This is a genomic window from Micromonospora sp. SL4-19 (assembly GCF_047921475.1).
Taxonomy (GTDB): domain Bacteria; phylum Actinomycetota; class Actinomycetes; order Mycobacteriales; family Micromonosporaceae; genus Micromonospora.
On record NZ_JBLROB010000004.1, the window covers coordinates 222747 to 248315 of the forward strand.

A 25569-nucleotide genomic window follows, 5' to 3' on the forward strand; every position below is an offset into this window, starting at 1 on the left:
TGGCGGATAACGCTTCGTTGCTTTTCCTATATGCATCCGCATTGCCGATTGGTGACGGTCAGCATCCATCAATTCGGCGCTGCGTGAGCAGGCTGCAAGCCTCCGGGCCTGCTGGAACAGCTCAACCTGCCGAGCATATCCAGGCAATGTCCCGGTAACACAAGTTCGCTTGTGAATACTTTCACGAACTGCGGCGATGTCAAGGGGTGGTGCTCGGAAAAACTCCGAGCAGTGAGCAGGCTCACCACCCTTTTGTCCGAGTTCCAGAGCGCTCTGGTTACCCGGGATACCACAGTCGAGGATCAATGTAGTACAGTCCGCGTGACATTGCTGACATTTCCGGCACCTCTTCATCGGTGTGGCGTCCCACCGCGGGGGGAGCGGTGGGCGGTGGCGTCAACCGACGGGAGTACCCGAGGCCTAGCAGATTACTCTCAGTGCGGCCGGAACGGATGCGAATCTAACTTTTTCCCGCTCACCCAGGTAGTCCCCGTCGAGCTGGAAAGCCAGCGGGCGGCCCGAGAGCAGGGTGAACTCCGAGACGTCGTGCAGTTGGAGCACCTGCCGGCCGTGCGGGCCGGGCCGACGGGAGAAGGACTGGGTCACCGTACGTGCCGTGCTGCCTACTCGCAGCTGCCGCATCGCGAGCACGTCCAGCCCGAGGTCGAACGATGCCTCCGGGTTCGGGTTGATCTCCCGCTCACCCAGGTAGGTCCAGGGCGCGGTGTTCTGGATGATGACCGTGGACAGCTCGGTCTCCACCGCCTCGCCCGGGCGCTCCAGCGTGATCGTCGGATGCCGGCGGTCCGAGGCGAGGAAGTACTGGCTCAGCGTCGAGCGTAGGTAGAGCGCCGGTGTGGACACCCGACCCCGCCGGCGAGCCTGTTCGACCCGGTGGATCACCGCCGCGTCGATGCCGAAGCCGGCGCAGAAGGTGAAGTAGCGGTCGTCCGCCCGGCCCAGGCCGATGGCGCGGGATCGGCCGAGGCGCAGCCCCTCCAAGATCATGCTGGTCCCGTCGGGCCACTCCCGTGGCAGGCCGAGCGCGCGGGCGAAGACGTTGGTCGAGCCGCCGGGGACGGTGGCCAACGCCGGTAGCCGCTCGGCCGGGGTATCCCCCGTGCGGAAGGTCGGCGGCTCGGCGGTCATCAGGCCGTTCACCACCTCGTTGACCGTGCCGTCGCCACCGAGCGTCACCACCAGGTCGACGCCCTCCTCGGCGGCCTCCCGGGCCAGGTCCATCGCGTGGCCTCGGCGGCGGGTGTACCGCACAGACAGGTCGACTTCGCTGCGCAGCGCCCGGACCAGTACGTCCCGGCTGCGTTCGCTGGTGGTGGTGGCCTTTGGGTTGACCACCAGGACGGCCTGCATGGGCGGCACTGTACCGCGCCTACCCACGGGTATCGTGTCGCGCGTGACGATCGACTCCGAGCTGGCCCCGATTACGCTCCGCTGGGCGGTCTGGCTGCTGCGCGCCGAGGCGGTCGCGCTCGGCCTGGTCGCGGCGTGGCTGATCTGGTCCGACCTGACCGCGCGTACCACCGACCTGACCTCGGCGTTGCTGGTGACCGCGTTCGCGGTGGGCGGGGCGGCCGCGCTCTGGGCCCTCGGCAGTGCGCTGGTACGCCGCAGGGCGGGCGCCCGAGCACCGGCCATCGTGCTGCAGCTCATGCTGCTGCCGGTCGGCTGGTACATGATCCAGGGCGGGCTGGGCTGGCTGGGGGTGCCGCTGATGGCGCTCGGGCTCGGGGTCACCGGGCTCCTGCTCAGCTCGCCCACCAATCGGGCGCTCGGCTTCGACTGACCCACCCGCGGGTGTCCGGGCGCGTTGGCTCCCGGCAGGGCGGCGGGCGCGTTCGGCCGCCGGAGATGGACGACCCGTCAGAAGCCGGAGGCGCGGCGGGTGAGCAGGGAGATGGTGGCCCGGCCGTCGGCGGCCCGGGCGGACGCCGCGGTGGTCAGCGCGGTGAGCACCTTCCAGGCGAAGGACGACTCGGCGGGGAGCGTGGCCCCTCGGACGGTCGGCACGGTCACCTCGACGGTGAGCGCGTCCTCGGTGACCGCGAACCGGCACTCCAGTTCGGCGTTGCGGGTGGCGATGGCGAGCAGCATGGCGCAGGCCTCGTCGACCGCGATGCGCAGGTCCTCGATCTCGTCGAGAGCGAACTGGAGCCGGGCCGCGAGGCCGGCCGTAGCGGTGCGGAGCACGCCGAGGTAGGCGCCGTCGGCGGGCACGGTGAGGTGCACGACATCGTCGTCGGTCGTCGGCTGGCCGGTCAGTTGAGTCACGCCTCATCCCCCCGGTGCGGGACTCTACCCGCTCAGGCGTCCGAGTGGGTTGGTGCGGCGGCCGCCTGGGCGGCGAGGTCGTGCAGGGCTGTTCCGGTCAGCCGGTACGGCACCCACTCGTCCATCGGGGTCGCGCCGATGGACGCGTAGAAGTGGGCCGCCGGGTTCCAGTGGATCATCCACCAGTCCAGCCGCCGGTAACCGCGCTCGACGCAGATCGCGGCCAGGGTGGCGAGCAGCCGGCGACCGGCGCCGGTGCCCCGGGCCGCTGGACGGACGTACAGGTCCTCCAGGTAGATGCCGTGCACGCCTTCCCAGGTGGAGAAGTTGAGAAACCAGAGGGCGAAGCCGATCGGCTGATCCGTCGCGTCCACCGCGACGTGCCCGAACAGCGCCGGCGTGGGGCTGAACAATGCGGCGGTCAGCTGCTCCTCGGTGAGGTGGCACTGCTCGGGGGCCCGCTCGTAGTCGGCGAGTTCGTGCACCATCGCGACGACGGCCGGCACGTCCTCGGGACGCGCCGGCCGGATCGTCGGTGCCTGGGCGGGCAGACTCACGCCTGCTTGGTCTCCCAGAAGATCTTCGAGATCTCGTCGATCTTCGACAGTAGCTCGTCGGCCTTGGCCGGGTCGGTCGCACCCTTGGCGCCGGCCGCGCCGGCCAGCTTGGTGGCCTCGTTGAAGAGCTGGTGCAGGTGCGGGTACTTCTCGAAGTGGGCCGGCTTGAAGTAGTCGGTCCAGAGCACCCAGAGGTGGTGCTTGACCAGCTCGGCGCGCTGCTCCTTGATGACGATGGCCCGGGTGCGGAACTCCGGATCGGTGTTGGACTGGTACTTCTCGCAGATCATTTTGACCGACTCGGCCTCGATCCGCGCCTGGGCCGGGTCGTAAACGCCGCACGGCAGGTCACAGTGGGCACTGGCCGTCACACGGGGCGAGAGGATGCGGGGAAGGCGCATCAGGGTCCTCCATGGGATGTTTGCGATGATCCAAGCCGACATTACTCCTGGACATGCTCCCCGGCGGGCGGGAGGTGAAACCCGGTGCGTGCGAACGATCCGGCCCGTGCCGCGCTCCGCCGTCCGCTGGCGGCCGTGCTGGTCACCGGCCCCTCCATGGCCCCGACGCTGCGGCACGGGGACGCGGTGCTGGTGCGCACCGGCGGTCGGCCGGTACGCCCCGGCGACGTGGTGATCGCGGTCTTCCGCAGCCGCCCCGACCTGCTCGTGGTCAAGCGCGCGGTCCGCCGCCAGGACGGCGGCTGGTGGCTACGCGGCGACAACGACCTGGTCAGGGACGACTCCCGGGCGTACGGGGTGGCGGACGTCGCAGGCCGGGTGGTGGCCCGGTACTGGCCGCGTCCCGGGCTGGTCAAACGTCGGCCGCACTGGATATGACCCCGCTCACACCCGGGTGACGGGCGCCTGACTATGCTCGGAAAGTGCCCGGGTGACCCCCCGCACCGCCGCCCCGCTGGCCGCTGACCATCGCGCGCCGAGCCGGCCGGTCCGTCTGCTCGACAGATCCTGGAGTCACCATGTCTACGTCCACCCTGGACCCCGCCGATCCTGTCTTCCGGCTGCACGCCGGCGGCAAGATGGCCGTCGCGTCGACCGTTCCGCTCACCAGCCGGGAGGACCTCTCCCTCGCGTACACCCCGGGGGTGGCCCGGGTGTGCGAGGCGATCGCGGCCGACCCCGACCTCGTCGACGAGTACACCTGGGTGTCGCACACCGTCGCCGTCGTCACGGACGGTTCCGCCGTGCTCGGCCTGGGCAACATCGGCCCGCGCGCGGCGCTGCCGGTGATGGAGGGCAAGGCGGTGCTGTTCAAGCAGTTCGCGGGCGTGGACGCGGTGCCGATCTGCCTGGACACCCAGGACGTCGACGAGATCGTGGCGACGGTCCGGGCGCTGGCCCCGTCGTTCGGCGGGATCAACCTGGAGGACATCAGCGCCCCGCGCTGCTTCGAGGTGGAACGCCGGCTGGACGAGGCGCTGTCGATCCCGGTCTTCCACGACGACCAGCACGGCACGGCGATCGTGGTGCTGGCCGCGCTGCGCAACGCGGCCACCCTGCTCAACCGCAAGCTCGGCGACCTGCGGGTGGCCGTGAGCGGGGCCGGCGCGGCCGGCGTCGCGGTGACGAAGATGCTGATCGCCGGGGGAGTGAACCCGGACCAGGTGGTGGTCTGCGACTCCAGGGGCATCATCGGCCGGCACCGGGAGCTGACCGGCACCAAGGCAGAGCTGGCCGAGACCACCAACGCCGAGGGCCGCCAGGGCGGCGTCACCGAGGCGTTGCGCGGGGCGGACGTGCTGGTCGGCGTCTCCGGCGGGCAGATCCCTGAGGAGGCGGTGGCCGGGATGACTCCGGGCGGCATCGTCTTCGCGCTGGCCAACCCCACCCCCGAGGTGCACCCCGAGGTGGCCGCCCGGCACGTCGCGGTGGTCGCCACCGGGCGCAGCGACTACCCCAACCAGATCAACAACGTGCTCGCCTTTCCCGGCGTGTTCCGGGGCGCACTGGACGCCCGCGCCACCCGGATCACCGACGGGATGAAGGTGGCCGCCGCCGACGCCATCGCCGGCGTGGTCGCCGAGACACTCACCGCGGAGGCCATCGTGCCCTCGCCGCTCGACCCGCGGGTCGCCCCGGCGGTCGCCGAGGCCGTCGCCGAGGCCGCCCGGCGCGACGGGGTCGCCCGCCGCTGACCGCGCGACGAACGGGCCCGGGGGCGGCTCCGGCCCGTTCGCCCTTCTTGACCCGCGCTCCGCTTGTTACCGTGCCGATCATGCGTGCCGCCTATGCCTCGGCCCTCGACGCCGACAACCCGCTCGCCGCCCTCACCGTCGGCGACCGTCCCGAGCCGACCCACCCCGAGCCGGACTGGGTCACCGTGCAGGTACGGGCCAGCTCGCTCAACCACCACGACCTCTGGTCGCTGCGTGGCGTGGGGCTCACCGCCGACCAGCTCCCGATGATCCTCGGCTGCGACGCCGTCGGCACCGACCCGGACGGCAACGAGGTGGTCATCTACCCCGTGGTGCCCACCCCGGGCGACCCGCGCGGGGTCTCCATTCTCTCCGAGCACTTCCCCGGCACCTTCGCCGAGCGGGTGGCCGTACCCCGGATGAACCTGCTGCCGCTCCCGGACGGCCTGTCGGCGACCGACGCGGCCTGCCTGCCCACGGCCTGGCTCACCGCGTGGCGGATGCTCACCACCAAGGGCCGGGTGGCCGACGGCGAGTCGGTGCTGGTGCAGGGGGCCGGCGGGGGTGTGGCCACCGCGGCGGTCGCGCTCGGCGTCGCGCTCGGCAAGCGGGTGTACGCGACCAGCCGCGACGCCGGCAAGCGGGAGCGGATCACCGAGCTGGGCGCGACCGCGCTGGCGCCCGGCGCCCGGCTGCCCGAGCGGGTCGACGTGGTGATCGAGACGGTCGGCGCGGCCACCTTCGACCACTCGCTGAAGTCGGCCGCGCCGATGGCCCGGATCGTGGTCTCCGGTGCCACCGCCGGGCACGAGCCCAAGATCAACCTGCGCCGGGTCTTCGCCATGCAGCTGGAGATCCTCGGCACCTCGATGGGCACTCCGGGCGAGCTCACCGAGCTGCTCGCGTTCTGCGCCGCGGAACAGATACGCCCGGTGGTCGACAGCGTGCTGCCGTTCAGCCGGATCGAGGACGCGTTCGCCCGCCTCGCCTCCGGCGGCGTCTTCGGCAAGGTGGTCGTCGACCACACCGCCTGACCGCTGGTCAGAGGTGGTCGTCGAGGTTGGCCAGGCCGCCCCGGGTGGCGTCGGCGGGGAGGCGCTTCTTCGCCGCCGCGTCGCCGTAGAGGGTCCAGCGCAGGAACTCGACGGTGGTGTCGGCGACCACCCGGAGCGCCCCGCCGTCGGTGAGCAGGGCCCGCCCGTGGTCGCCCTTCGGCAGGCTGAGCATCGCCTTCGGCCAGGGCACCGCGTCGTAGGCCGCCTTGCCGGCGGCGTAGTCCACCACCTCGTCGGCCTCGCCGTGCACGAAGAGCTGCGGCGCGGCCGCCCCGGCGAAGGCGGTGCCGACGCCGAGCGCCGTACCGGCGAAGACGATGCCGGCGTCCAGCCGCTCGTCCCGGCCGGCGGTGAAGAGCCCGATCGTGGTCACCCCGCCCGCGCTGTGCCCGGCCGCGGCCACCCGGTCGGGGTCGAGCCGGCCGCGCAGCGGGTCCCCCGCCTTCGCGTCGAGCGCGAGCACCTGGCTCAGCGCGTACGAGACGTCGGCCGGCTGGTTGAGCACGTCGAGCACGTTGCCGTCGCCGCCCGTGCCGGTGTGCGGGAACCGCGGCGCGGCCACCACGAACCCGGCCGCCGCCCAGCGGCTCAGCAGCAGCTGGTAGTCCTCCGGCCGGGCGCCCAGCCCGTGGCTGAACATCACCACCGGGAACCGCCCGTGCGCGGCCGGCGCGGACCGCTCAGGCGCCCCGCCGGCCGCGCCCTGGGCCGGATACCAGACGGTCACCGGGAGGGCGCGGTCGCCGTCGCGGTTCAGCGGCAGCTGGCGTACGCCGACCGCGAAGCTCTCGGTGGGGGCGTGCCCGGCGGCCACCGGCGGCGCCGACGTGCTCGCCGCCGGTGGCGAACTCGGGGCGGCGCGCCTGGCCGGGGCCGTCCCGCCGGAGCAGCCGGCCAGCCCCGCGGCGAGCAGAGTGGCGGTGACCAGAGCGGCACGGCGACGGAGCATGAGGACGATTCTGCCTCGCGATCCGGCCCGGCCGGCCGGCGTCGTACGCGGCATGACCCGATCGGCGCGGCCCGGTGGTCTCACCGCTCCCGTTGAGCGGGCAGGCTGCTCCGGAGGCGGGCCCGCCCGCCGGCCGTCGTCAGCGGGGCAGGGCGCGGGTGGTGAGGGTGGTGACGCCGGAGAGGGCCGCGTCGGTGGGGAGACGGTGCAGCGCGGCCGGATCGTCGTAGAGGGTCCAGCGGAGAAAGTCGGTGGTGGTGGCGAGGACCTGGGCGAAGCCCGGGCGACCCGGGGTCAGGTACTCGCCGTGGCCCTGACCGGGGAGGCTCAGGAAGGCGGCCGGCCCGAGCGCGCGGGCGTACCCGGCCCGGCCGACCGACTCCGGCACGATCGGGTCGGCGCCGCCGTGCACGAACAGCAGCGGCGCGACCGGTCCGGCGAAGCTGCCGGCCACCCCGCCAGCGGCGATCACGATCCCCGAACGCAGCCGCGTCGAGTGCCCCGAGGTGAACATGCCGGCCGTGGTGAAACCACCCGCCGAGTGCCCGGCGGCGGCGATGCGGGTGACGTCGAGGTGCCCGGCCAGCGGGTCGTCGGGGCGGGTGGTGAGGCGGACCAGGTGGCGGATCAGCCGCCAGCCGTCGGCGGGCTGGTTGCGGACGTCGACCCGGGTGAAGTCCCGGGCCCGCAGGTTCGTACGCGGAAAGGTCGGCGCGGCCACCACGAAGCCGGTGGCGGCCCAGCGGGTGGTCAGCGGGGCGTGCAGCTCGGGGAGGCTGCGCAGGCCGTGGCTGTAGATCACCACCGGAAACCTCCCGGCGGCCACCGGCGCCCCCGGCCGTACGACCGGGCCGGCCGACGTGGTGGCGGGTGCCGTCGGCGGGCCGCTCGGCGCGGCGGGCGTTGCCGGGGTGGTGGGCTCCACCGGATACCAGACGGTGACCGGGAGCGGTCGGGGGCCGCCGGGGTCGACGACGAACTGCCGCACGCCGACCGCGTACGTCCGCTGCGGGGCGTGCCGGGGGGCCGGTGGGGCCGGGTCGACGGTCGCGGCGGTGGCCGGACCGCAGCCGGCCAGCAGCGCCGTCACCAACGCGGCGACCAGCCGCTGAACCCCCACCCCTGCACGGTATGCGGCCGGGTGGGCGGCCAGGCCCGCCCGACCGGATTGGTTGCCACCGCCACCCGGCCGAAAGTCCTCCGCCGGCCGGATCGGGTTTCCGTCACCGGCCCGGCGGGACCCTGCCGGTTGACGGGCTTCGCTAGGGTCACGCGCATGTCTGAGAACTACACCGACCCGAGCGGCAACACCGCGCAGTTCCGCGCCTTCGTCGAGTCGCCCGACACCGCCGCCGCGGCGGAGGCCCCGTCCCGGCTGCCGCTGTTCGTCGGCATCGGCGTGGCCGTGGTGGTGGTCGCCCTGGTCGCCTGGTTGGCGCTCGGCTGACCGCCCGTCGTCGACGGCGCGATCAGCTCTTGGCGGCGAGCACGTCCCGGGTCTCCCGGGCGATCTCGCGCTCCTCGTCGGTGCCGACCACGCAGACCGCGACCTCGGCACCGTCCGGCGAGATCACCCGGTCGCCGCTGCCGTCGTTGCGGTCCGGGTCGACGGCGATCCCGAGCCGCTCCAGGCCGGCCAGCGACGCGGCCCGGACCGGCGCGGCGTGCTCGCCGACGCCGGCGGTGAAGGTGATCGCGTCGACCCGCCCGAGCAGGGCGTAGTACGCGCCCACGTACTCGGTGATCCGGCGGCGGTAGACGTCGAAGGCGAGCGCGGCGGCGGCCTCCCCGGCGTCCCGGCGGGCCAGCACCTCGCGCATGTCGTTGACCCCGGTCAGGCCGAGTAGGCCGCTGCGGTGGTTGAGCAGGTCGTCGATCTCGTCCACCCCCATCCCGGCCTCGCGGCGCAGGTGGAAGATGACCGTCGGGTCGAGGTCGCCGCTGCGGGTGCCCATGACCAGGCCCTGCAGCGGGGACATGCCCATCGACGTGGCCACGCTCCGCCCGCCGCGGACCGCGCAGGCGCTCGCCCCGTTGCCCAGGTGCAGGGTGATCGTGTTCAGCTCCGCGTACGGCCGGCCGAGCAGTTCCGCCGTGCGCCGTGAGACGTACGCGTGCGAGGTGCCGTGGAAGCCGTACCGGCGGATGCCGTACCGCTCGGCGAGATCCCGGTCGATGGCGTAGGTCTCGGCGGCCTCGGGCAGCGTGTGGTGGAACGCGGTGTCGAAGACGGCGACCTGCGGGGTGTCCGGCAACGCCTCCCGGGCCACCCGGATCCCGGCCAGGTTGGCCGGGTTGTGCAGCGGGGCGAGCGGCACCAGGTCCTCGATCGCGGCGATCACGGCGTCGTCGAGCAGCACCGGCTCGCTGAACTTCCGGCCGCCGTGCACCACCCGGTGCCCGACCCCGGCCAGCCCGTCCAGGTCGAGCCGGTCGATGATCTCCCGGACCGCGCTCTCGTGGTCGGCCGGCCCACCGCCCGGCTCGCCGACCCGCTCGACGGTGCCCTTGTCACGGACCTCCTCGCCGTCGTACAGCCGGTACTTCACCGACGACGACCCGCAGTTGAGGACCAGGATCCGGTCGGTCACGCGACCTCCTCCGACGACGCGGCGGCCTGGATGGCGGTGATCGCCACCGTGTTGACGATGTCCGGCACGGTGGCGCCCCGGGAGAGGTCGTTGACCGGGCGCCGCAGGCCCTGCATGACGGGGCCGACCGCCACCGCGCCGGCCGACCGCTGCACCGCCTTGTACGTGTTGTTGCCGGTGTTCAGGTCCGGGAAGATGAACACGGTCGCTCGCCCCGCCACCGGGCTGTCCGGCAGTTTGGTGGCCGCGACCTGCGGGTCGATCGCCGCGTCGTACTGGATCGGGCCCTCGACCAGCAGCTCCGGCCGGCGTTCCCGGACCAGCTCGGTGGCCACCGCGACCTTCTCCACGTCCGCTCCGAAGCCGGAGCCGCCGGTCGAGTACGACAGCATCGCCACCCGCGGCTCGACGCCGAACCGGGCCGCCGTGTCGGCCGACGAGATGGCGATGTCGGCGAGCTGGGCGGCGTCCGGGACCCGGTTCACCGCGCAGTCGCCGTAGACCAGCACCCGGTCGGCGAGCAGCATGAAAAAGACGCTGGAGGCCACCGAGACGCCCGGCACGGTCCGGATGATCTCGAAGGCCGGCCGGATGGTGGCCGCGGTGGTGTGGGTGGCGCCGGAGACCATGCCGTCGGCGTGCCCGGTCTGCACCATCATGGTGCCGAAGTAGTTGGGCTGGGCCACGATGTCGTAGGCCAGTTCGAGGCTCAGCCCCCGGTGCGCGCGGAGCTTCGCGTACTCGGCGGCGAACTCGTCCCGCCACTGGCTGGTCACCGGGTCGACCACCTGCGCGTCGCCGACGTCGATGCCCAGCTCCCGGGTGCGCCGGGCGATGTCGTCGGGGCGGCCGAGCAGGGTGAGGTCGGCGACGCCGCGGCGCAGCAGGATCTCCGCCGCACGCAGGATGCGCTCCTCCGCGCCCTCCGGCAGCACGAGCCGCCGGCGCTGTGCCCGGGCCCGGTCGATCAGGTCGTTCTCGAACATCAGCGGGGTGACCCGTTCGGAGCGGCTGACCCGCAGCCGGCGGGCCAGGTCGACGGTGTCCACGCAGCGTTCGAAGGCGCCGAGCGCGGCCTCCACCTTGCGCGGGTTCGCCACGCTGGGCCGGCCCTCGATGTGGCTGGACGCCTCGACCGTGTGGTAGCTGTCGCTGGTCACCGAGAGGACGGCCAGGCCGGTGCTCAGCCGCTCGACCAGCCGCATTGCCCGTGGGTCGGGTTGCTCGCCGAGGGTGAGCACCATGCCGGCCAGGGAGACCTGCCCGGCCACGTGCGCGGCGCCCGCGGCCACCAGCAGGTCGGCCCGGTCGCCGGGGGTGATCACCAGCGCCCCGTCGGTCAGGTGGTCCAGCAGGGTGGGCACGTGCGCCGCTCCCACCACGTAGTCGAGCACGTCCCGGTCGAGGGCGGCGTCGTCGCCGGAGAGCAGGGTGGCGCCGAGCGCCGCCGCCACCTCGGCCACCGTCGGCGCCGACACGGCCGGGACCTCCGGGATCGCGTACGCGGGGACGGGCAGTTCGGGCAGCGTCATCGATCCGGGCACCCGGTTGGCGACCACCGCCACCACGGTCGCGCCCAGGTCCCCCAGGTCGTGGTACGCCCCGCGTACCGCCGCCGCGATCGCCTCCGGCTGCTGGCCGAATCCGTCGACCACGGGCACCACCACGCTGCCGAACTCGGTGGCCAGCCGGGCGTTGAACGCCAGCTCGCGCGGGCCGGCGCCGTCCCCGTCGGCGAAGTCGCTGCCGACCACGACCACCGCCGGACAGCGCCGCTCCACCTCCCGGTAGCGGGCGACGATCCGGGAGATCAACTCCTCCCGCCGGCCGTCCGCGACCAACGCGGTGGCCTCGGCGTACGTCGAGCCGTACAGCTCGTCGACCGGCAGCTCCACCCGGTAGCGCTCGGTGAGCAGGGCGAGGATGGGGTCGGGGTCGGTGCCGGGAACCAGCGGCCGGAACACACCGATCCGCTCGACCTGCCGGGACAGCAGCTCGGCCAGCCCGAGCGCGACCGTCGACTTGCCCCCACCCGACCCCACGCTGGTGAGGTACACGCTGCGCGCCACGACCTCACGCTACAAGATCGCACCGCACCCCGCCCGGGTCCTTGGGCCCGGGGCCGACGGCCCGCTCGGCGGTCACGAGGGTGCCGGCACGGCCGGTCCGGTGGCCGGTTCGGACACCACGTCGGCCGGCTCCAGCTCCCGTTCGTACACCTGCCCGGTCAGGTCCGTGCCGAAGCTGTGGTGTGGTTCCTCCCGGACCAGGCAGAAGCCACGGGAGAGGTAGATCCGACGGGCGGCGACCAGGGGGTGATTGGTCCAGAGCCGCATCCGGGTGTAGCCCGCGCGCCGGGCGAAGGCGAGGCACTCGTCGACGAGCCGGCCGCCGAGGCGCCGTCCCCGGGCCGCGGGGTCGACCAGCAGGATCCGCAGCTGCGCCGTCCGGTCGTCCGCCGCCACGCAGAAGACGCAGCCCACCCGCTCACCGTCGAGCTCGGCGATCCACGCGGCCTCCCGTGCCGGGTCGTGGCCGGCCGCGTAGTCGGCGACGATCCGCGCCACGAGCGCCTCGAAGCTGGTGTCCCAGCCGAATTCGGCGGCGTACAGCTCGCCGTGGGCCAGCACCACCCAGCCGAGGTCACCGGGACGGTTCAGTGGACGAATGAGGATCTCCTCGCTCATCGGTACCCTCCCAACTGAAACAGTCGTTTCAGTGGCAGAGTAGCGCTGTGAGCCAGCGAGAGCGACCCCCCAGCGCCCGCCGCGAGGAACTGCTGGAGCGGGCGTACGGGTACGTGATGGAGCACGGGCTGGCGGAGCTGTCCCTCCGCCCGCTCGCGGCCGCCATCGGGTCCAGCCCCCGGGTCCTGCTGTTTCTCTTCGGCTCGAAGGAGGAGCTGATCCGGGCCCTGCTCGCGCGGGCCAGGTCCGACGAGCTGGCCGCGCTCCGGCAGATCCGCCCGGCGGGGGGCCCGGACGACTTCGCGGGGGCGGTGCGGACGACCTGGGGATGGCTCGTGGATCCGGCCCATCGTCCGATGCTGGTGCTGTGGGCCCAGGCGTACGCCCGCTCGCTCAGCGAGCCGGAGGGACCGTGGGCGGGATTCGCCCGGCAGACGGTGGCGGACTGGCTCCGGCTGCTCGCCGAGGTCCAGGGTGGGGGCGACGGCGGCCCCGGCGCCGGCGATCGGGATCCGGCCCTCGGCCTGGCGGTGCTGCGCGGTGCCCTGCTCGATCTGCTGGCCACCGGCGACGCCGAGCGCACGACGGCGGCCGTCGTGCGGTACCTGCGCCTGATCGGGGCCGCGGCCCACTGAACCCGGGCCGCGGTCACCGACCTACTCGTCGTCCTCGTCGTCCAGCCGGGCCAGCCAGGTGGCGAAGCGCTCGATCGGGGTCTCGAACTCGGGGTTCAGGTCGACGAAGTCGCGCAGCCGCTCGCCCAGCCACTCCAGGCTGACCTGCTCGTCGCCTCGGCGCTCGACCAGCTCCTCGATGCCACGGTCGGTGAAGTACATGGTCCGTCCTCTCAGGAAGTGGGGCCGCCACACGAGGCCGGGGCAGCGGCCGTCGTACGGTCGCTGCCCCGGTGCTGGCGGTGCGGTCAGGTCACGGGCGGGGGAGAGCCGCCTCGATCAGCGCGGCCTGCTCGACCTCGTGCATCTTCGCGGAGCCGACCGCCGGGGCGGCGGCGGCCGGGCGGGAGATGCGGCGCAGCCGCACGTCGCTGAGGTGCTCGAGCAGGTTGAGCGCGACGAACGACCAGGCACCCTGGTTGGCCGGCTCCTCCTGGACCCAGGCGAAGTCCTCGGCGTTCGGGTACTGCGCCAGGGCGGCCCGGATCTCCTCGACGGGCAGCGGGTAGAGCTGCTCCATCCGGATGATCGCGGTGTCCGTGACGCCCCGCTCCTGCCGGGCCTGGAACAGGTCGTAGTAGACCTTGCCCGAGCAGAGCAGCACCCGCTTCACCTGCTCCGGCGCGGGAGCGGCGGTGTCCCGCAGGACCGGCTCGAAGGTGCCCGAGGTGAAGTCCTCCACCGGCGACACGCAGAGCTTGTGCCGCAGCAGCGACTTCGGCGTGAACACCACCAGCGGCTTGCGCTTCGGCGACAGGGCCTGGCGACGCAGCAGGTGGAAGTAGTTCGCCGGGGTGGTCGGGATGGCCACCCGCATGTTGTCCTCGGCGCAGAGCTGCAGGAACCGCTCCGGGCGGCCGGAGGTGTGGTCCGGGCCCTGGCCCTCGTGGCCGTGCGGCAGCAGCAGGGTGACCGCGGAGCGCTGGCCCCACTTCACCTCGCCGGAGGAGATGAACTCGTCGATCACCGACTGGGCGCCGTTGACGAAGTCACCGAACTGTGCCTCCCAGCAGACCAGCGCGTTGACGTTCTCCACCGAGTAGCCGTACTCGAAGCCCATGGCGGCGTACTCGGACAGCAGCGAGTCGTGGACGAAGAAGCGGGACCGCTCGCCGTCGCCGGTGAGCGACGCCAGCGGAAGGTAGTCGTCGCCGGTCTTCGAGTCGACGATCGAGGCGTGCCGCTGGACGAAGGTGCCGCGGCGGGAGTCCTGCCCGGCGAGCCGGACGGTGACCCCGTCGTGCAGCAGCGCGCCGAACGCGATGATCTCGCCGAAGCCCCAGTCGATGCCGCCCTCGACGGACATCTTGGCCCGCCGGTCCAGCAGCTGCTGGATCCGCTTGTGCGGGGTGAAGCCCTCCGGCAGGTTGACGTGCGCCTCGCCGATCGCCTTGACCACGGCGGCATCGGTGGCGGTGTCGACCTGCGGCTCCGGCTCGTTCTCGCGGCGGGGCCGGCTGAGCTGGCGCGGCGTGGTGGCGGCGTCCCGGGTGGCCTTGAAGACCCGCTCCAGCTGCGCCTGGTAGTCGCGCAGCAGCTCCTCCGCGTCCTCCACGGTGATGTCACCCCGCCCGATGAGCTCCTCGGTGTAGAGCTTCCGGACCGACCGCTTCGAGTCGATGATCTTGTACATCTGCGGGTTGGACATCGACGGGTCGTCGCCCTCGTTGTGCCCGCGCCGGCGGTAGCAGACCATGTCGATCACGACGTCCTTGTTGAACGCCTGCCGGTACTCGACGGCGAGCCGGGCCACCCGGACGACGGCCTCGGGGTCGTCGCCGTTGACGTGGAAGATCGGCGCCTGGATCATCCGGGCGACGTCGGTGCTGTAGAGGCTGGACCGGCTGTATTCCGGGGCGGTGGTGAAGCCGACCTGGTTGTTGACCACCACGTGCACCGTGCCGCCGGTGCGGTATCCGCGCAGCTGGGACAGGTTGAGCGTCTCGGCGACCACACCCTGGCCGGCGAAGGCGGCGTCACCGTGCACCGCCAGCGGCAGCACGGTGTAGCCCTCCAGCTTGAGGTCTATCCGGTCCTGCTTGGCCCGGACGATGCCCTCCAGCACCGGGTCCACGGCCTCCAGGTGCGACGGGTTGGCCACCACCGACACCTTGACCGCGTGCTCGCCGTTCGGCGTGGTGAACTTGCCGTTCTGGCCGAGGTGGTACTTCACGTCGCCCGAACCCTGCGTGGAACGCGGGTCGAGGTGCCCCTCGAACTCGGAGAAGATCTTCTCGTACGGCTTGCCGACGATGTTGGCCAGCACGTTGAGCCGGCCGCGGTGGGCCATGCCGATGACGACCTCGTCCAGCCCGGCCTCGGCGGAGCCCTCCAGCACCTCGCCGAGCAGCGGGATCAGCGACTCGCCGCCCTCCAGCGAGAAGCGCTTCTGGCCGACGTACTTGGTCTGCAGGAAGGTCTCGAACGCCTCGGCGGCGTTGAGCCGGTTGAGCACGTGCTTCTGCTCGTCGGGGGTCGGCTTCTCGTACTTGCGCTCGATCCGCTCCTGGATCCAGCGCCGCTCCTCCGGGTCCTGGATGTGCATGTACTCGATGCCGACCCGGCGGCAGTACGAGTCGCGCAGCACGCCGAGGATCTCGCGCAGCTTCATCCGCTGCCTGCCGGCGAAGCCGTTGACCGGGAAGACCCGGTCAAGGTCCCACAGGGTCAGCCCGTGCTGGAGGACGTCCAGGTCCGGGTGCTTGCGGATCGTGAACTCCAGCGGGTCGGTGTCGGCCATCAGGTGGCCGCGCACCCGGTACGCGTGGATCAGCTCGTGCACCCGCGCGGTCTTGTTGATCTGGCCCTCGGAGCTGACGGCCACGTCCCGCATCCAGCGCACCGGCTCGTACGGGAGGCGCAGCGAGGTGAAGACCTCGTCGTAGAAGCCGCGCTCGCCGAGCAGCAGCTCGTGCATCACCTTGAGGAACTCGCCGGACTGCGCGCCCTGGATGATCCGGTGGTCGTACGTGCTGGTCAGCGTGATGACCTTGCTGACCGCCAGCTCGGCCAGGGTGGCCTCGCTCATGCCCTCGTACGGCGCCGGGTATTCCATGGCGCCGACGCCGATGATGGCGCTCTGGCCCTGCATCAGGCGCGGGATCGAGTGCACCGTGCCGATGCCGCCCGGGTTGGTCAGCGAGATGGTGGTGCCGGAGTAGTCGTCCATGGTCAGTTCGTTGCGGCGGGCGCGCCGGACCACGTCCTCGTACGCCTGCCAGAACTTCCGGAAGTCCATCTGCTCGCAGGCCTTGATGGAGGGCACCACCAGGGTGCGGCTGCCGTCCGGCTTGGCCAGGTCGATGGCGATGCCCAGGTTGACGTGCTCCGGGCGGACCATCGCCGGCTTGCCGTCGACCTCGGCGTAGGAGTTGTTCATCTCCGGGTGCTCGACCAGCGCCCGGACCATCGCGTACCCGATCAGGTGGGTGAAGCTCACCTTGCCGCCACGACCACGGGCAAGGTGGTTGTTGATGACGATGCGGTTGTCCACCAGCAGCTTCGCCGGGACCGCGCGGACGCTCGTGGCGGTCGGCACGGCGAGTGAGGCGTCCATGTTCTGCACGATCTTGGCGGCGACCCCGCGCAGCGGGGTGGTGCCGGCGGCGCTCACGGCCGGGGCCTTGGCGGCCGGCTTCGCCGGCGCGGCCGGCTTGGCGGCGGGCTTCTCCACCGGCTTGGGCGCCGGCTTCGCCGGGGCGGCCTTGGCGGCGGGGGCCGGCCTGGCCGGCTTCTCGGCGACGCTGGCAACGGCCTCCTGCTGCTCACCCGGCTCCGGGCGCACGGCCGGCGCGGCCTTGCCGTCGGGGCGCGGAGTCGCGGCACCCGGGCCCGGCCGGTAGTCGGCGAAGAAGTCGTGCCAGGCCGGGTCCACGCTCGAGGGGTCGGCGAGGTAGCGCTGGTACATCTCCTCGACGATCCACTCGTTCGGGCCGAAACCCGCCAGTGGGTTCTCCTGCGAAGTCTGCTGGGTCGACACGTCCGCTGATCGCCTCTTTCACGCGGGTTCGTAATGTCACGCGGTGTCCTCCGATGCCCGATTGCGGTGGGCGCGGAGGACGGCTCCCAGGCTACGCCGTGCGAATGTCGCAGGCATTCTCGCCTCCGGCTGGTGTTGCGTTTCACAGAAGATGCCAGAAGTGCCGCAACCGCCACGTGTTCCATCGAGACCTGCTATGGGACGAAAGGCCCCGGACAGTGACGAAACGCCACCGCCCGGGGCCCGGTCGGGGATGCGACTCAGGAGATGTCGCGTCGCCGGATGGTCAGCACCCCGATCACGCCGGTCACGACGGCGTACCCGATCAGCACCGCGGCCCCCGCCCAGCGGGGCGGGTTGCCAGGGATCTCGGCCCCGCTCACCATCAGGCTCGACGCCAGCGAGGGGACCAGCAGCTGGAGCTTGTTGATCCACTCGCCGAACTTCTGGGCCAGCAGGCTGATCGCGATGGCGGCGCCGATGGTGCCGCCCAGGTAGAGCAGGATGCCGGTCACCGTGGCGCCGATCTGGCTGCGGATGAGCACGCCGATCCCGACGCCCAGCACCGACCAGAGCAGGTAGGCCAGCCCGTTGAGGGCGATCGCCCGCCACACGGCCCCGCTCCCGAGGTGGGAGCCGACGTCCACCGCGTTCAGCACCAGCGGGGCGATGGCCAGGTTGAGCACCGTGGTAGCCAGCCAGAACAGCAGGGCCAGCACGCCGGCGGCGGCCAGCTTGGCCAGCATCACCGCGGTGCGGTGCGGCGCGGTGAGGAACGTCGTGGTCACCGTCTGGTGGAAGAACTCGCTGGTCACCACGACGATGCCGAGCAGCATCACGATGAGCAGGCCGAAGAACTGGCCGTTGGTGTAGAGGTTGGCGGCCAGGCTGTCCGCGGTGGAGACCGCCTGGACCTGGTCGGCCTGCTCGGCCGGCACATCGCCCAGGTTTCCGCTGGTCAGGGCTTCGGTCTGCAGCCAGTTGAAGAACAGGGCGAGGGCCCAGAGCGGCAGGGTGATCAGGCCGAAGATCCACCAGGTGCTGGTCGTACGGATCTTGAGCAGCTCGGAACGGACCAGGTTCATCGGATCTCCGCCTTTCCGGCCGTCAGCTCCAGGAAGACCCCCTCCAGGTCGGGGCGCTCGGTGGTCAGCTCGTGCAGCTCCACCTTGGTGGCCAGGGCAACCCGGCCGACGGTCGGCGCGTCCACCCCAGACACCAGCAGCGCGCCGTGACCGTCGGCGTCGACCGTGGCCGACTGCTCGCGCAGCGCCGTGGCCAGCTCCTCGGCCTGCGGGGTGCGTACCCGCACCCGGGTGCCGTGCGTCATCGAGCCGATCACCTGGTCCACCGGCCCCTGCCGGACCAGCTTGCCGGCCGCGATGATCACCACGTCGTCGGCGAGCAGCTGCATCTCGGAGAGCAGGTGGCTGGAGACCAGCACCGTCCGCCCCTCGGCGGCCAGCCCCTTGAGGAAGCCGCGCATCCAGCGGATGCCCTCCGGGTCGAGGCCGTTGGCCGGCTCGTCGAGGATCAGCACCTGCGGGTTGCCCAGCATCGCGGCGGCGATGCCGAGCCGCTGCTTCATACCCAGCGAGTAGCCCTTGAACTTGCGCTTCGCGGCCGGGGTGAGCCCGACCAGCGCGAGGGCCTCGTCGGCCCGCTGGCGGGGCAGGCCCGCCGCCGCGCAGATCACCCGCAGGTGGTTGATCCCGGTGCGGCCCTTGTGCGCGCTGGACGCCTCCAGCACCGCGCCCACCGACCGCAGCGGGTCGGCCAGGTCGGCGTACCGGTGGCCGCCGATGGTGGCCTGGCCGGCGGTCGGGGTGACCAGGTTGAGCAGCATGCGCAGGGTGGTCGTCTTGCCGGCGCCGTTCGGGCCGAGGAAGCCGGTCACCCGCCCCGGCTGGACGGTGAAGGACAGATTGTCGACCGCCCGGACGTTCTTGTACTGCTTCGTCAGTCCGGACACCACGATCTGACCGGTCCCGGCGCTGGGGCTCCACTGCCCGTCGGACATCTTTCTCCTCTCCTGGCACGGCGCGCGGGCGCGCCGGTGGGGACGCCGTTTGCGGCGGCGCCGTGGGACAGCCTGACAACCTCGCGCAACCCGGTCAATCGGGCGGGACGGGTACGCCCTTCTCCGTCGCTGGCAGGAGGCGATCGTCCTCAGGGAGGAGACGTCAGGCCGCAGGCAGCGCGATCCAGGTGGCCCGGGCGTATCCGAGCAGGGCACCGTCGGGGCCGTAGAGGCTCGAGTGGACCTCGGCCTTGCGCCCCTCACCCCCGATCATGGCGCCGGTCACCACGCACTCGTCGCCGGGGCGCGGCAGCGCCGTGACCACCGCGGCGATCCGACCCAGGACGTACGGGCGGCCGGGCGCGATCACCGCCCAGCCGCCGGGACAGTCCAGCGCTGCCCAGACCGTCGCCGGCACCACCTCGGCCGGGGCGCGGAACGGGGCGGCGGTCCGCCCGTCCGGCAGGGGGCCCGGGAAGATCCGTAGTCCCTCCGGGTTCTCCGGTCCGCAGACGTAGCAGCCGGGGAAGGGGTGGTCCACCAGCCCGGCGTACGCCTTCGCGGCGATCTCGGCCGTCGGCGCGTCCACCGGCGGGACCACGGCGGTGAACTCGTCGACCCGGCGGACCTGCGCGATCAGCTGGCCGTCCGGGTCGAGGACCGCGCCGTCGACCACGGCCAGCGGGGTCTCCAGCGGAGGCGGCTTGCGCAGCGTGACCTCCACCGGCCCCCGGTCGTCGACCGCAGCCGCGAAGATCCCGGCGCTCCAGCCACCGTTGCCGGAGCCGGCGGGGCCGTGGTGGCGGGACTCGATGATCATGCTGTCCTCCGAGGATGGTCCGGGCACCGGCCGCGTCGCCGGACCCGCTCCGGCAGCCTCGCACGCCGTTCACCCGTCGCCCGGCACCGGTGGCCGGCGTCACACCGCGCGACCCGCCGCAGGTGGGAGCCGGGACCGGAGCGCCGACTGGCGTTCACCGGATCGACACCCCTCATCCCCGGGAGCGGCAACCCACGCCACCTACACAGATATCCATGGCCGTTCTACACGCCGCTGGCACCCCCCTCACGACCAGCGGTTACACCCTGCTGATCGCCGACGACCCGGCTCTGGTCGCGGCCGCGCAACGCCTGCGCCACGAGGTGTTCGCCACCGAACTCGGCGCGACCCTGCACCCTGGGGCGGTCGGGCTCGACACCGACGAGTTCGACGCCCACTGCGACCACCTGGTCGTGCTGCGGGAGGGCACCGACGAGGTGGTCGGCACCTACCGGCTGCTGCCCCCGGGGCGCACCGACCGCCGGTACGCCGAGGACGAGTTCGACCTGACCGCGTTGGCCCCGCTCCGGGACGACCTGGTCGAGGCGGGCCGGTCCTGCGTGCATCCGGACCACCGCTCCGGCGCGGTGATCAACCTGATGTGGGCCGGGATCTCCCGATACCTGCACCTGCGCGGGTCGCGCTGGCTCGGCGGCTGTGCCTCGGTGCCGGTGGCCGACGGCGGGACGGCCGTCGCCGAGGTGTGGGGCCAGGTCGCCGCCCGGCACCTCGCCCCGCCCCCGCTGCGGGTGGCGCCCCGCCGCCCGTGGTTCGCCGAGGCGCCCGCCGCCGTCGACCCGGCAAACTTGCCGCCGGCCGAGCGCCGCGCGCTGGTCCCCCCGTTGCTCCGTGGCTACCTGCGGCTCGGCGCGTGGGTCTGCGGGGAACCGGCGTACGACCCGGACTTCGGCTGCGCCGACTTCTACGTGCTGTTCTCGCTGGACCGGATGAACCCCCGTTACCTGCGGCACTTCCTGGGCGGGGAGCCGTCGTGACCACCGGTGAGCTGTGGCGCCCCGCCTCGGGCTGCGGACCGCGGTGCCTGCCGGCCGCTGCCGGACCGGACGTGTCGTTCCCACGCCGGGTGGGGCGGCTGCTGGGTGTGGTCGGGATGCTGCTCGCCGGGGCCGGGCTGGCCGTACTGCTGCCGCTGCTGCCCGCTCGGGGCCGGCGGGCCGCGCTGCGCGGCTGGGCCCGGGGGACGCTGCGTGTCCTGGGGGTGCGGCTGCTGGTCCGGGGCCGGCTGCCGCGCCGACAGGCTCTGCTGGTCGCCAACCACGTCTCCTGGCTGGACATCCTCGCGGTGCTCTCGGTCGCACCGGCCCGGCTGCTCGCCAAGCGGGAGGTGCGGGACTGGCCCGTGGTGGGGCCGTTGGCCGCCGCTGCCGGCACGGTCTTCGTGGATCGGTCCCGACCGCGGAACCTGCCGGCCACGGTCGCCCGGGTGGCTGCCGCGCTGCGCGGCGGTCACCCGGTGGCGGTCTTCCCCGAGGGGACGACCTGGTGCGGCGAGGCGGCCGACTGCCGACCCGGGCGGGGGTTCCGACCGGCGATGTTCCAGGCCGCGGTGGACGCCGGCGTGCCGGTCGTGCCGCTGCGCCTCGCCTACCGGTCGGCCGGCGACCCGACCACCCTGGCCGCCTTCCTCGGCGAGGAGACGCTCTGGGAGTCGGTACGCCGGGTGCTGGCCGCCCGGGACCTGACCGTGTCGGTGGTGGTGGCCGCCGCGCTGCACCCGGCCCGCGACGCGGACCGGCGGGTGCTGGCCCGCGCCGCCGAGTCGGCGATCCACCTGGCCCCGGTCCGGCCGGTGCCCCGGCTCACACTGGTGGGCGACTTCCTGCCGACGCCCGTCGGTGCGGCGGCGCTGGACCGGGCGGCCTGACAGAGTCGCGACACAGTCTTGTTCAGTCGCGATGTATCGCGTTATGCTCCTCTCGTTGCTCGACGCGCCATGTATCGGCGCGTCACCGAGGGGAGAACGCCATGGTCAGCTGGAAGGTCGACAGCCCGCAACGGCTCACCGTGGACGGGCCGGTCACCCGGCTCGACGTACGACTGATCAGTGGCCGGCTCAACGTGGTCGCCACCGACGGCCCGGCCCGGATCGACGTCACCCGGGTCAGCCGCCGGCCGGTCATCGTGGAGCACCGTGACGGTCGCCTGTTCATCGGGCACGAGCGGCACCCGCGCTGGGCGGGGGTCCTCTGGTGGCTCGGCCAGCTCGGTCGCCGGTTCCGCGCCGAGGTCTCCGTCGCGGTGCCGGCCGACGCGGTGGCCGACCTGCGGCTGGTGGACGGCTCGCTGGTCGCCTCCGGCCTGCGCCGGGACACCCAGGTCGACGTCACCTCCGGGCAGATCACCCTGATGGGGCTGCGCGGCCGGACCACCGCCAAGGTCACCTCCGGTCCGGTGGAGGCGCTCGGTGTCGCCGGTGACCTGAGCCTGGAGACCGTCTCCGGCGAGGTGATCCTCGCCGACAGCGCCCCCGGCCGCGTGCACGCCCACACCGTCTCCGGCTCGATCACCTGCGACCTGGACAACCCCCGGGGCAGCGAGATCCGGCTCAGCGCCATCTCCGGCAGCATCACCGTGCGGGTCCGCGAGGACAGCGATCTCACCGTCGACCTGCACACCGTCTCCGGCCGGATCACCAGCGGCTTCCCCCAGGTGCGGGGTCACGCCGGGCTGGGCGCGGTGAAGGACAGCCACGGCGTCCTCGGCGCGGGCGGCGGTAAGCTCTGGGCGTCCGCGACGTCCGGCAGCATCGCCCTGCTCGCCCGACCGGTCGAGGACGCCGACGACCTGGAGGAGCTGCCGTGACCGCCGTGTTCAGTCACGGCCGGCTCCGGCTCTATCTGCTCAAGCTCCTCGATGACGGCCCGAAGCACGGCTACGAGCTGATCCGGCTGCTGGAGGACCGCTTCCTCGGCCTGTACGCGCCGAGCGCCGGCACCATCTACCCCCGGCTGCAACGCCTGGAGGTCGAGGGGCTGGTCAGCCACACCGCCGCCGGTGGCCGCAAGGTGTACGAGATCACCGAGCCGGGCCGCGCCGAGCTGCGGCAGCGCGCCGACGAGCTGGCCACCCTGGAATCGGACATCACGGCCTCCGTCGAGGACCTCTCCGCCCTGGCCGGCGAGATCCGGAGCGAGGTACGTGGCTCGGTCCGCGACCTCAAGCGGGAGCTGCGCGAGGCGGCCCGGCAGACCCGGCAGGCCCGCTGGGAGCCGCCGATCCGACCCGCCGCCGGCGGCGGCACGGCGACGCGCCCCGAGTCGCCCCTGATCGCCGAGTTCGACCAGCGGCTCGCCGCGTTCACCGGTGAGGTGGGCACACTGGTCCGCGCCGGCCGACTCACCGAGACCCAGCTCCGGACGGCGATCCGGCTGCTCGACGGAGCACTGGACGGGCTGCGCCGGCTGCTCCGCTGAGCCGTCGGTCAGGGCTGGGCCGGCTCACAGGTTGTTTCCAGCATCCGCCCAGCACGGCCGCAGGCAGAACGCGGATGATGGGTGCCATGGCGGCTACCCAGACCGAGGCTCGACTGCTCGTCGTCGAGGACGATCCCAACATCCTCGAACTGCTCTCCGCGAGCTTGCGCTTCGCGGGCTTCGACGTCGCCACCGCGACGAGCGGCAGCGCCGCGCTGAACGCCGCCAAGGACCACCGGCCCGACCTGGTCGTGCTCGACGTGATGCTGCCCGACCTTGACGGGTTTGAGGTCATCCGGTTGCTCCGCGAGGGCGGGACGCGCACCCCGGTGGTCTTCCTGACCGCGCGGGACGCCACCGACGACAAGATCCGTGGGCTGACCCTGGGCGGTGACGACTACGTCACCAAGCCGTTCAGCCTGGAGGAGCTGACCGCCCGGATCCGGGCGGTGCTGCGGCGCACCGCCACCGGCGAGCAGGTCCCCTCCCGGCTCACCTTCGCCGACCTGGAGCTGGACGAGGAGACCCACGAGGTGCACCGGGCCGGCCAGCGGGTGCAGCTGTCGCCGACCGAGTTCAAGCTGCTGCGCTACCTGATGCTGAACGCCAACCGGGTGCTGTCCAAGGCGCAGATCCTCGACCACGTCTGGAACTACGACTTCCGGGGTGACGACAACATCGTCGAGTCCTACATCTCCTACCTGCGGCGCAAGGTCGACAACACCCAGCCCCGACTGATCCACACCCTGCGCGGGGTCGGCTACGTGCTGCGCAAGCCGGCGGCGTGAACGCCGTCCACGAGGCGAAGGGCCAACTTCGGGCCATCCCGCTCCGAGTCAAGCTGGTCGCCTCGGTCTTGGCCCTGGTCGCCGCCGCGCTGCTGGTGATCAGCTCGCTGACCACGTACTTCCTGCACAACTACCTGATCGGGCAGGTGGACGGTGAACTGAGCGCCGCCAGCGCGTACCTCGGCCCGGCGGTCCCACAGCTGGAGGCCGGGAGGGCGGAGGCCACGCTGCCCACCGACTACGTCGTCGCGCTCGCCGACGCTCGGCGAGCCGCCATCGTCGGGTACGACCGCAACCTGCGATCGGACGACCTGCCGCCCATCCCAGGTGACCTGGCGGGCTTCCGCGACCGGGAGGGCGATCCGTTCACCGTCCGCGCCGAGGACGGCCGGCGGTGGCGGATGCTCTACCAGGAATTGTCGGACGGTCGGGTGCTGGCGGTAGGGCAGCACATCACCGACGTCGACCAGGCGGTCAAGCAGCTCGCCTGGATCGACCTGCTGGTCGGCGGAGCCGTACTGATCGTGCTGGCGTCGCTGGGCGCGGGGATCGTGCGTACGAGTCTCAAGCCGCTCGTGGAGATCGAGCGGACCGCCGCGGCCATCGCCGGCGGCGACCTGACCCGTCGGGTGCCCGACCCGGAGGAGGGTCAAGCCTTCCCGACCTCCGAACTGGGCCGGCTCTCCCGGGCGCTGAACGCGATGCTCGCCCAGATCGAGGCGGCCTTCACGGCGCGGGCGGCGTCCGAGGCGGCGGCCCGCAGTGCGGAGATCAGCGCCCGGGACGCGGCCTTCGCGGCCCAGGCCTCCGAGGCACGGGCCCGCCGCTCCGAGGAGCGGATGCGCCAGTTCATCGCGGACGCCTCGCACGAGCTGCGGACCCCGCTGACCACCATCCGGGGCTTCGCCGAGCTCTACCGGCAGGGTGCGGCTCGGCAGCCCGAGCAGACCGCCGACCTGCTGCGCCGGATCGAGGACGAGGCGGCCCGGATGGGGCTGCTGGTGGAGGACCTGCTGCTGCTCGCCCGGATGGACCGCGAACGGCCGATCGCGCTCGCCCCGGTGGAGCTGCCGGTGCTGGCCTCCGACGCGGTGCAGGCGGCCCGGGCGGTCGACCCGGAGCGCCGGATCGAGCTGGACATCGAGCCCGGTGCCGGGCCGCTGGTGGTGCTCGGTGACGACGCCCGGCTGCGGCAGGTGATCGGCAACCTGATGACCAACGCGCTCACCCACACCCCGTCGGACGCCTCGGTGACCCTGCGGCTTCGGGTCGAGGCCGGCAACCTGGCCGTGATCGAGGTCGCGGACACCGGTCCAGGCCTCACGCCCGAGCAGGCCGAGCGGGTCTTCGAGCGGTTCTACCGGGTGGACGCGGCGCGGACCCGCCGGGCCGGCGGGCCGATCAGCACCGGGCTGGGGCTGGCCATCGTCGCCGCGCTGGTGGCGGCGCACCACGGAACGGTCGAGGTGGCCGACACACCGGGCGGCGGGGCCACCTTCCGGGTCAAGCTGCCGCTGCTGCCCGAGGCGCCCGAGTCGAGCGAGTGACTTTCAGAGAACATTCAGCCGTGT

At 72.7% G+C, this 25569-nt stretch carries 26 protein-coding genes; 12 read left to right on the forward strand and 14 right to left on the reverse strand.

Going from position 1 to position 25569, the window contains the following annotated elements; all coding sequences use genetic code 11:
* Window positions 1–420: 420 nt before the first annotated feature.
* Complete coding sequence (locus tag ACNAVT_RS08830) at window positions 421–1371, reverse strand: diacylglycerol/lipid kinase family protein (RefSeq protein WP_416294532.1); 951 nt, start codon at window positions 1369–1371, stop codon at window positions 421–423.
* Between ACNAVT_RS08830 and ACNAVT_RS08835 the strand changes: the two genes are divergently transcribed.
* Window positions 1370–1804 (forward strand): hypothetical protein, encoded by a 435-nt coding sequence (locus ACNAVT_RS08835; RefSeq protein ID WP_416294534.1) that lies wholly within the window; start codon window positions 1370–1372, stop codon window positions 1802–1804. The two genes, ACNAVT_RS08830 and ACNAVT_RS08835, sit on opposite strands and share 2 nt — an antisense overlap.
* A gap of 77 nt (window positions 1805–1881) precedes the next feature.
* Here the strand turns inward: ACNAVT_RS08835 and ACNAVT_RS08840 are convergent, their stop codons facing one another.
* The 3 genes from ACNAVT_RS08840 to sodN all read right to left on the reverse strand — a co-directional run bounded on the left by ACNAVT_RS08840 (window position 1882) and on the right by sodN (window position 3247).
* The gene (locus ACNAVT_RS08840) at window positions 1882–2289 is read right to left on the reverse strand and encodes an ATP-binding protein (protein WP_416294536.1); all 408 of its coding nucleotides are present in this window, start codon (window positions 2287–2289) and stop codon (window positions 1882–1884) included.
* A gap of 32 nt (window positions 2290–2321) precedes the next feature.
* Window positions 2322–2777 carry a GNAT family N-acetyltransferase gene (locus ACNAVT_RS08845; protein ID WP_416294713.1) on the reverse strand — a complete coding sequence of 152 codons (456 nt, stop codon included), beginning with the start codon at window positions 2775–2777 and terminating at the stop codon, window positions 2322–2324.
* A gap of 65 nt (window positions 2778–2842) precedes the next feature.
* Window positions 2843–3247 carry a superoxide dismutase, Ni gene (gene sodN / locus ACNAVT_RS08850; RefSeq protein ID WP_416294538.1) on the reverse strand — a complete coding sequence of 135 codons (405 nt, stop codon included), beginning with the start codon at window positions 3245–3247 and terminating at the stop codon, window positions 2843–2845.
* 84 nt (window positions 3248–3331) lie between these two features.
* Between sodN and ACNAVT_RS08855 the strand changes: the two genes are divergently transcribed.
* The 3 genes from ACNAVT_RS08855 to ACNAVT_RS08865 all read left to right on the forward strand — a co-directional run bounded on the left by ACNAVT_RS08855 (window position 3332) and on the right by ACNAVT_RS08865 (window position 6035).
* Window positions 3332–3685 carry a S24/S26 family peptidase gene (locus ACNAVT_RS08855; RefSeq protein WP_416294540.1) on the forward strand — a complete coding sequence of 118 codons (354 nt, stop codon included), beginning with the start codon at window positions 3332–3334 and terminating at the stop codon, window positions 3683–3685.
* A 140-nt stretch (window positions 3686–3825) separates the two neighbouring features.
* Window positions 3826–5001: an NAD(P)-dependent malic enzyme gene (locus ACNAVT_RS08860; protein WP_416294542.1), complete on the forward strand. Its 1176-nt coding sequence runs from the start codon at window positions 3826–3828 to the stop codon at window positions 4999–5001.
* Window positions 5002–5072: 71 nt separating this feature from the next.
* Window positions 5073–6035 carry a zinc-binding dehydrogenase gene (locus tag ACNAVT_RS08865; RefSeq protein WP_416294543.1) on the forward strand — a complete coding sequence of 321 codons (963 nt, stop codon included), beginning with the start codon at window positions 5073–5075 and terminating at the stop codon, window positions 6033–6035.
* A gap of 7 nt (window positions 6036–6042) precedes the next feature.
* Here ACNAVT_RS08865 and ACNAVT_RS08870 read toward each other — a convergent pair whose 3' ends face one another.
* Both ACNAVT_RS08870 and ACNAVT_RS08875 read right to left on the reverse strand, forming a co-directional pair.
* Window positions 6043–7005 (reverse strand): alpha/beta hydrolase family protein, encoded by a 963-nt coding sequence (locus ACNAVT_RS08870; RefSeq protein WP_416294545.1) that lies wholly within the window; start codon window positions 7003–7005, stop codon window positions 6043–6045.
* A gap of 139 nt (window positions 7006–7144) precedes the next feature.
* Entirely contained in the window at window positions 7145–8125 is a 981-nt protein-coding gene (locus ACNAVT_RS08875; RefSeq protein ID WP_416294547.1) for an alpha/beta hydrolase family protein, read from the reverse strand.
* Window positions 8126–8281: 156 nt separating this feature from the next.
* Here ACNAVT_RS08875 and ACNAVT_RS08880 point away from each other — a divergent pair, with 156 nt between their 5' ends.
* The gene (locus ACNAVT_RS08880) at window positions 8282–8452 is read left to right on the forward strand and encodes a hypothetical protein (RefSeq protein ID WP_416294548.1); all 171 of its coding nucleotides are present in this window, start codon (window positions 8282–8284) and stop codon (window positions 8450–8452) included.
* 22 nt (window positions 8453–8474) lie between these two features.
* On the opposite strand, the gene ACNAVT_RS08885 is transcribed toward ACNAVT_RS08880, so the two are convergent.
* The 3 genes from ACNAVT_RS08885 to ACNAVT_RS08895 all read right to left on the reverse strand — a co-directional run bounded on the left by ACNAVT_RS08885 (window position 8475) and on the right by ACNAVT_RS08895 (window position 12283).
* Window positions 8475–9596 (reverse strand): acetate/propionate family kinase, encoded by a 1122-nt coding sequence (locus ACNAVT_RS08885; RefSeq protein ID WP_416294550.1) that lies wholly within the window; start codon window positions 9594–9596, stop codon window positions 8475–8477.
* A complete protein-coding gene (gene pta, locus ACNAVT_RS08890) occupies window positions 9593–11665 on the reverse strand; it encodes a phosphate acetyltransferase (protein ID WP_416294552.1) in 2073 nt (690 codons plus the stop codon). The genes ACNAVT_RS08885 and pta overlap by 4 nt, the downstream gene beginning before the upstream one ends.
* A gap of 72 nt (window positions 11666–11737) precedes the next feature.
* Window positions 11738–12283: a GNAT family N-acetyltransferase gene (locus ACNAVT_RS08895; RefSeq protein ID WP_416294554.1), complete on the reverse strand. Its 546-nt coding sequence runs from the start codon at window positions 12281–12283 to the stop codon at window positions 11738–11740.
* A 47-nt stretch (window positions 12284–12330) separates the two neighbouring features.
* Here ACNAVT_RS08895 and ACNAVT_RS08900 point away from each other — a divergent pair, with 47 nt between their 5' ends.
* Window positions 12331–12918: a TetR/AcrR family transcriptional regulator gene (locus tag ACNAVT_RS08900; protein WP_416294556.1), complete on the forward strand. Its 588-nt coding sequence runs from the start codon at window positions 12331–12333 to the stop codon at window positions 12916–12918.
* 21 nt (window positions 12919–12939) lie between these two features.
* Here ACNAVT_RS08900 and ACNAVT_RS08905 read toward each other — a convergent pair whose 3' ends face one another.
* From ACNAVT_RS08905 to ACNAVT_RS08925, 5 genes are all read right to left on the reverse strand, one after another.
* Window positions 12940–13119, reverse strand: coding sequence for a DUF6104 family protein (locus ACNAVT_RS08905; protein WP_089009804.1), 180 nt, complete (start codon window positions 13117–13119; stop codon window positions 12940–12942).
* A 91-nt stretch (window positions 13120–13210) separates the two neighbouring features.
* On the reverse strand, window positions 13211–16936 hold the full coding sequence (locus ACNAVT_RS08910) for a multifunctional oxoglutarate decarboxylase/oxoglutarate dehydrogenase thiamine pyrophosphate-binding subunit/dihydrolipoyllysine-residue succinyltransferase subunit (RefSeq protein ID WP_416294558.1): 3726 nt from the start codon (window positions 16934–16936) through the stop codon (window positions 13211–13213).
* A 260-nt stretch (window positions 16937–17196) separates the two neighbouring features.
* Window positions 17197–18021 carry an ABC transporter permease gene (locus ACNAVT_RS08915; RefSeq protein ID WP_416294560.1) on the reverse strand — a complete coding sequence of 275 codons (825 nt, stop codon included), beginning with the start codon at window positions 18019–18021 and terminating at the stop codon, window positions 17197–17199.
* Window positions 18018–18956, reverse strand: a complete 939-nt coding sequence (locus tag ACNAVT_RS08920; protein ID WP_416294562.1) for an ABC transporter ATP-binding protein — start codon at window positions 18954–18956, stop codon at window positions 18018–18020. Before ACNAVT_RS08920 ends, ACNAVT_RS08915 begins: the two co-directional genes overlap by 4 nt.
* A gap of 163 nt (window positions 18957–19119) precedes the next feature.
* Window positions 19120–19776, reverse strand: a complete 657-nt coding sequence (locus tag ACNAVT_RS08925) for a hypothetical protein (protein WP_416294564.1) — start codon at window positions 19774–19776, stop codon at window positions 19120–19122.
* Between the two features lie 215 nt (window positions 19777–19991).
* Here ACNAVT_RS08925 and ACNAVT_RS08930 point away from each other — a divergent pair, with 215 nt between their 5' ends.
* The 6 genes from ACNAVT_RS08930 to ACNAVT_RS08955 all read left to right on the forward strand — a co-directional run bounded on the left by ACNAVT_RS08930 (window position 19992) and on the right by ACNAVT_RS08955 (window position 25545).
* The gene (locus tag ACNAVT_RS08930; RefSeq protein WP_416294566.1) at window positions 19992–20771 is read left to right on the forward strand and encodes a GNAT family N-acyltransferase; all 780 of its coding nucleotides are present in this window, start codon (window positions 19992–19994) and stop codon (window positions 20769–20771) included.
* On the forward strand, window positions 20768–21661 hold the full coding sequence (locus tag ACNAVT_RS08935; RefSeq protein ID WP_416294568.1) for a lysophospholipid acyltransferase family protein: 894 nt from the start codon (window positions 20768–20770) through the stop codon (window positions 21659–21661). The genes ACNAVT_RS08930 and ACNAVT_RS08935 overlap by 4 nt, the downstream gene beginning before the upstream one ends.
* Before the next feature lie 101 nt (window positions 21662–21762).
* Window positions 21763–22599: a DUF4097 family beta strand repeat-containing protein gene (locus tag ACNAVT_RS08940; RefSeq protein ID WP_416294570.1), complete on the forward strand. Its 837-nt coding sequence runs from the start codon at window positions 21763–21765 to the stop codon at window positions 22597–22599.
* Window positions 22596–23210, forward strand: a complete 615-nt coding sequence (locus ACNAVT_RS08945; protein WP_416294572.1) for a PadR family transcriptional regulator — start codon at window positions 22596–22598, stop codon at window positions 23208–23210. Before ACNAVT_RS08940 ends, ACNAVT_RS08945 begins: the two co-directional genes overlap by 4 nt.
* A gap of 86 nt (window positions 23211–23296) precedes the next feature.
* Entirely contained in the window at window positions 23297–23998 is a 702-nt protein-coding gene (locus ACNAVT_RS08950) for a response regulator transcription factor (RefSeq protein ID WP_416294574.1), read from the forward strand.
* Entirely contained in the window at window positions 23995–25545 is a 1551-nt protein-coding gene (locus tag ACNAVT_RS08955) for an ATP-binding protein (protein ID WP_416294576.1), read from the forward strand. Before ACNAVT_RS08950 ends, ACNAVT_RS08955 begins: the two co-directional genes overlap by 4 nt.
* The last annotated feature ends 24 nt before the right edge of the window (window positions 25546–25569 follow it).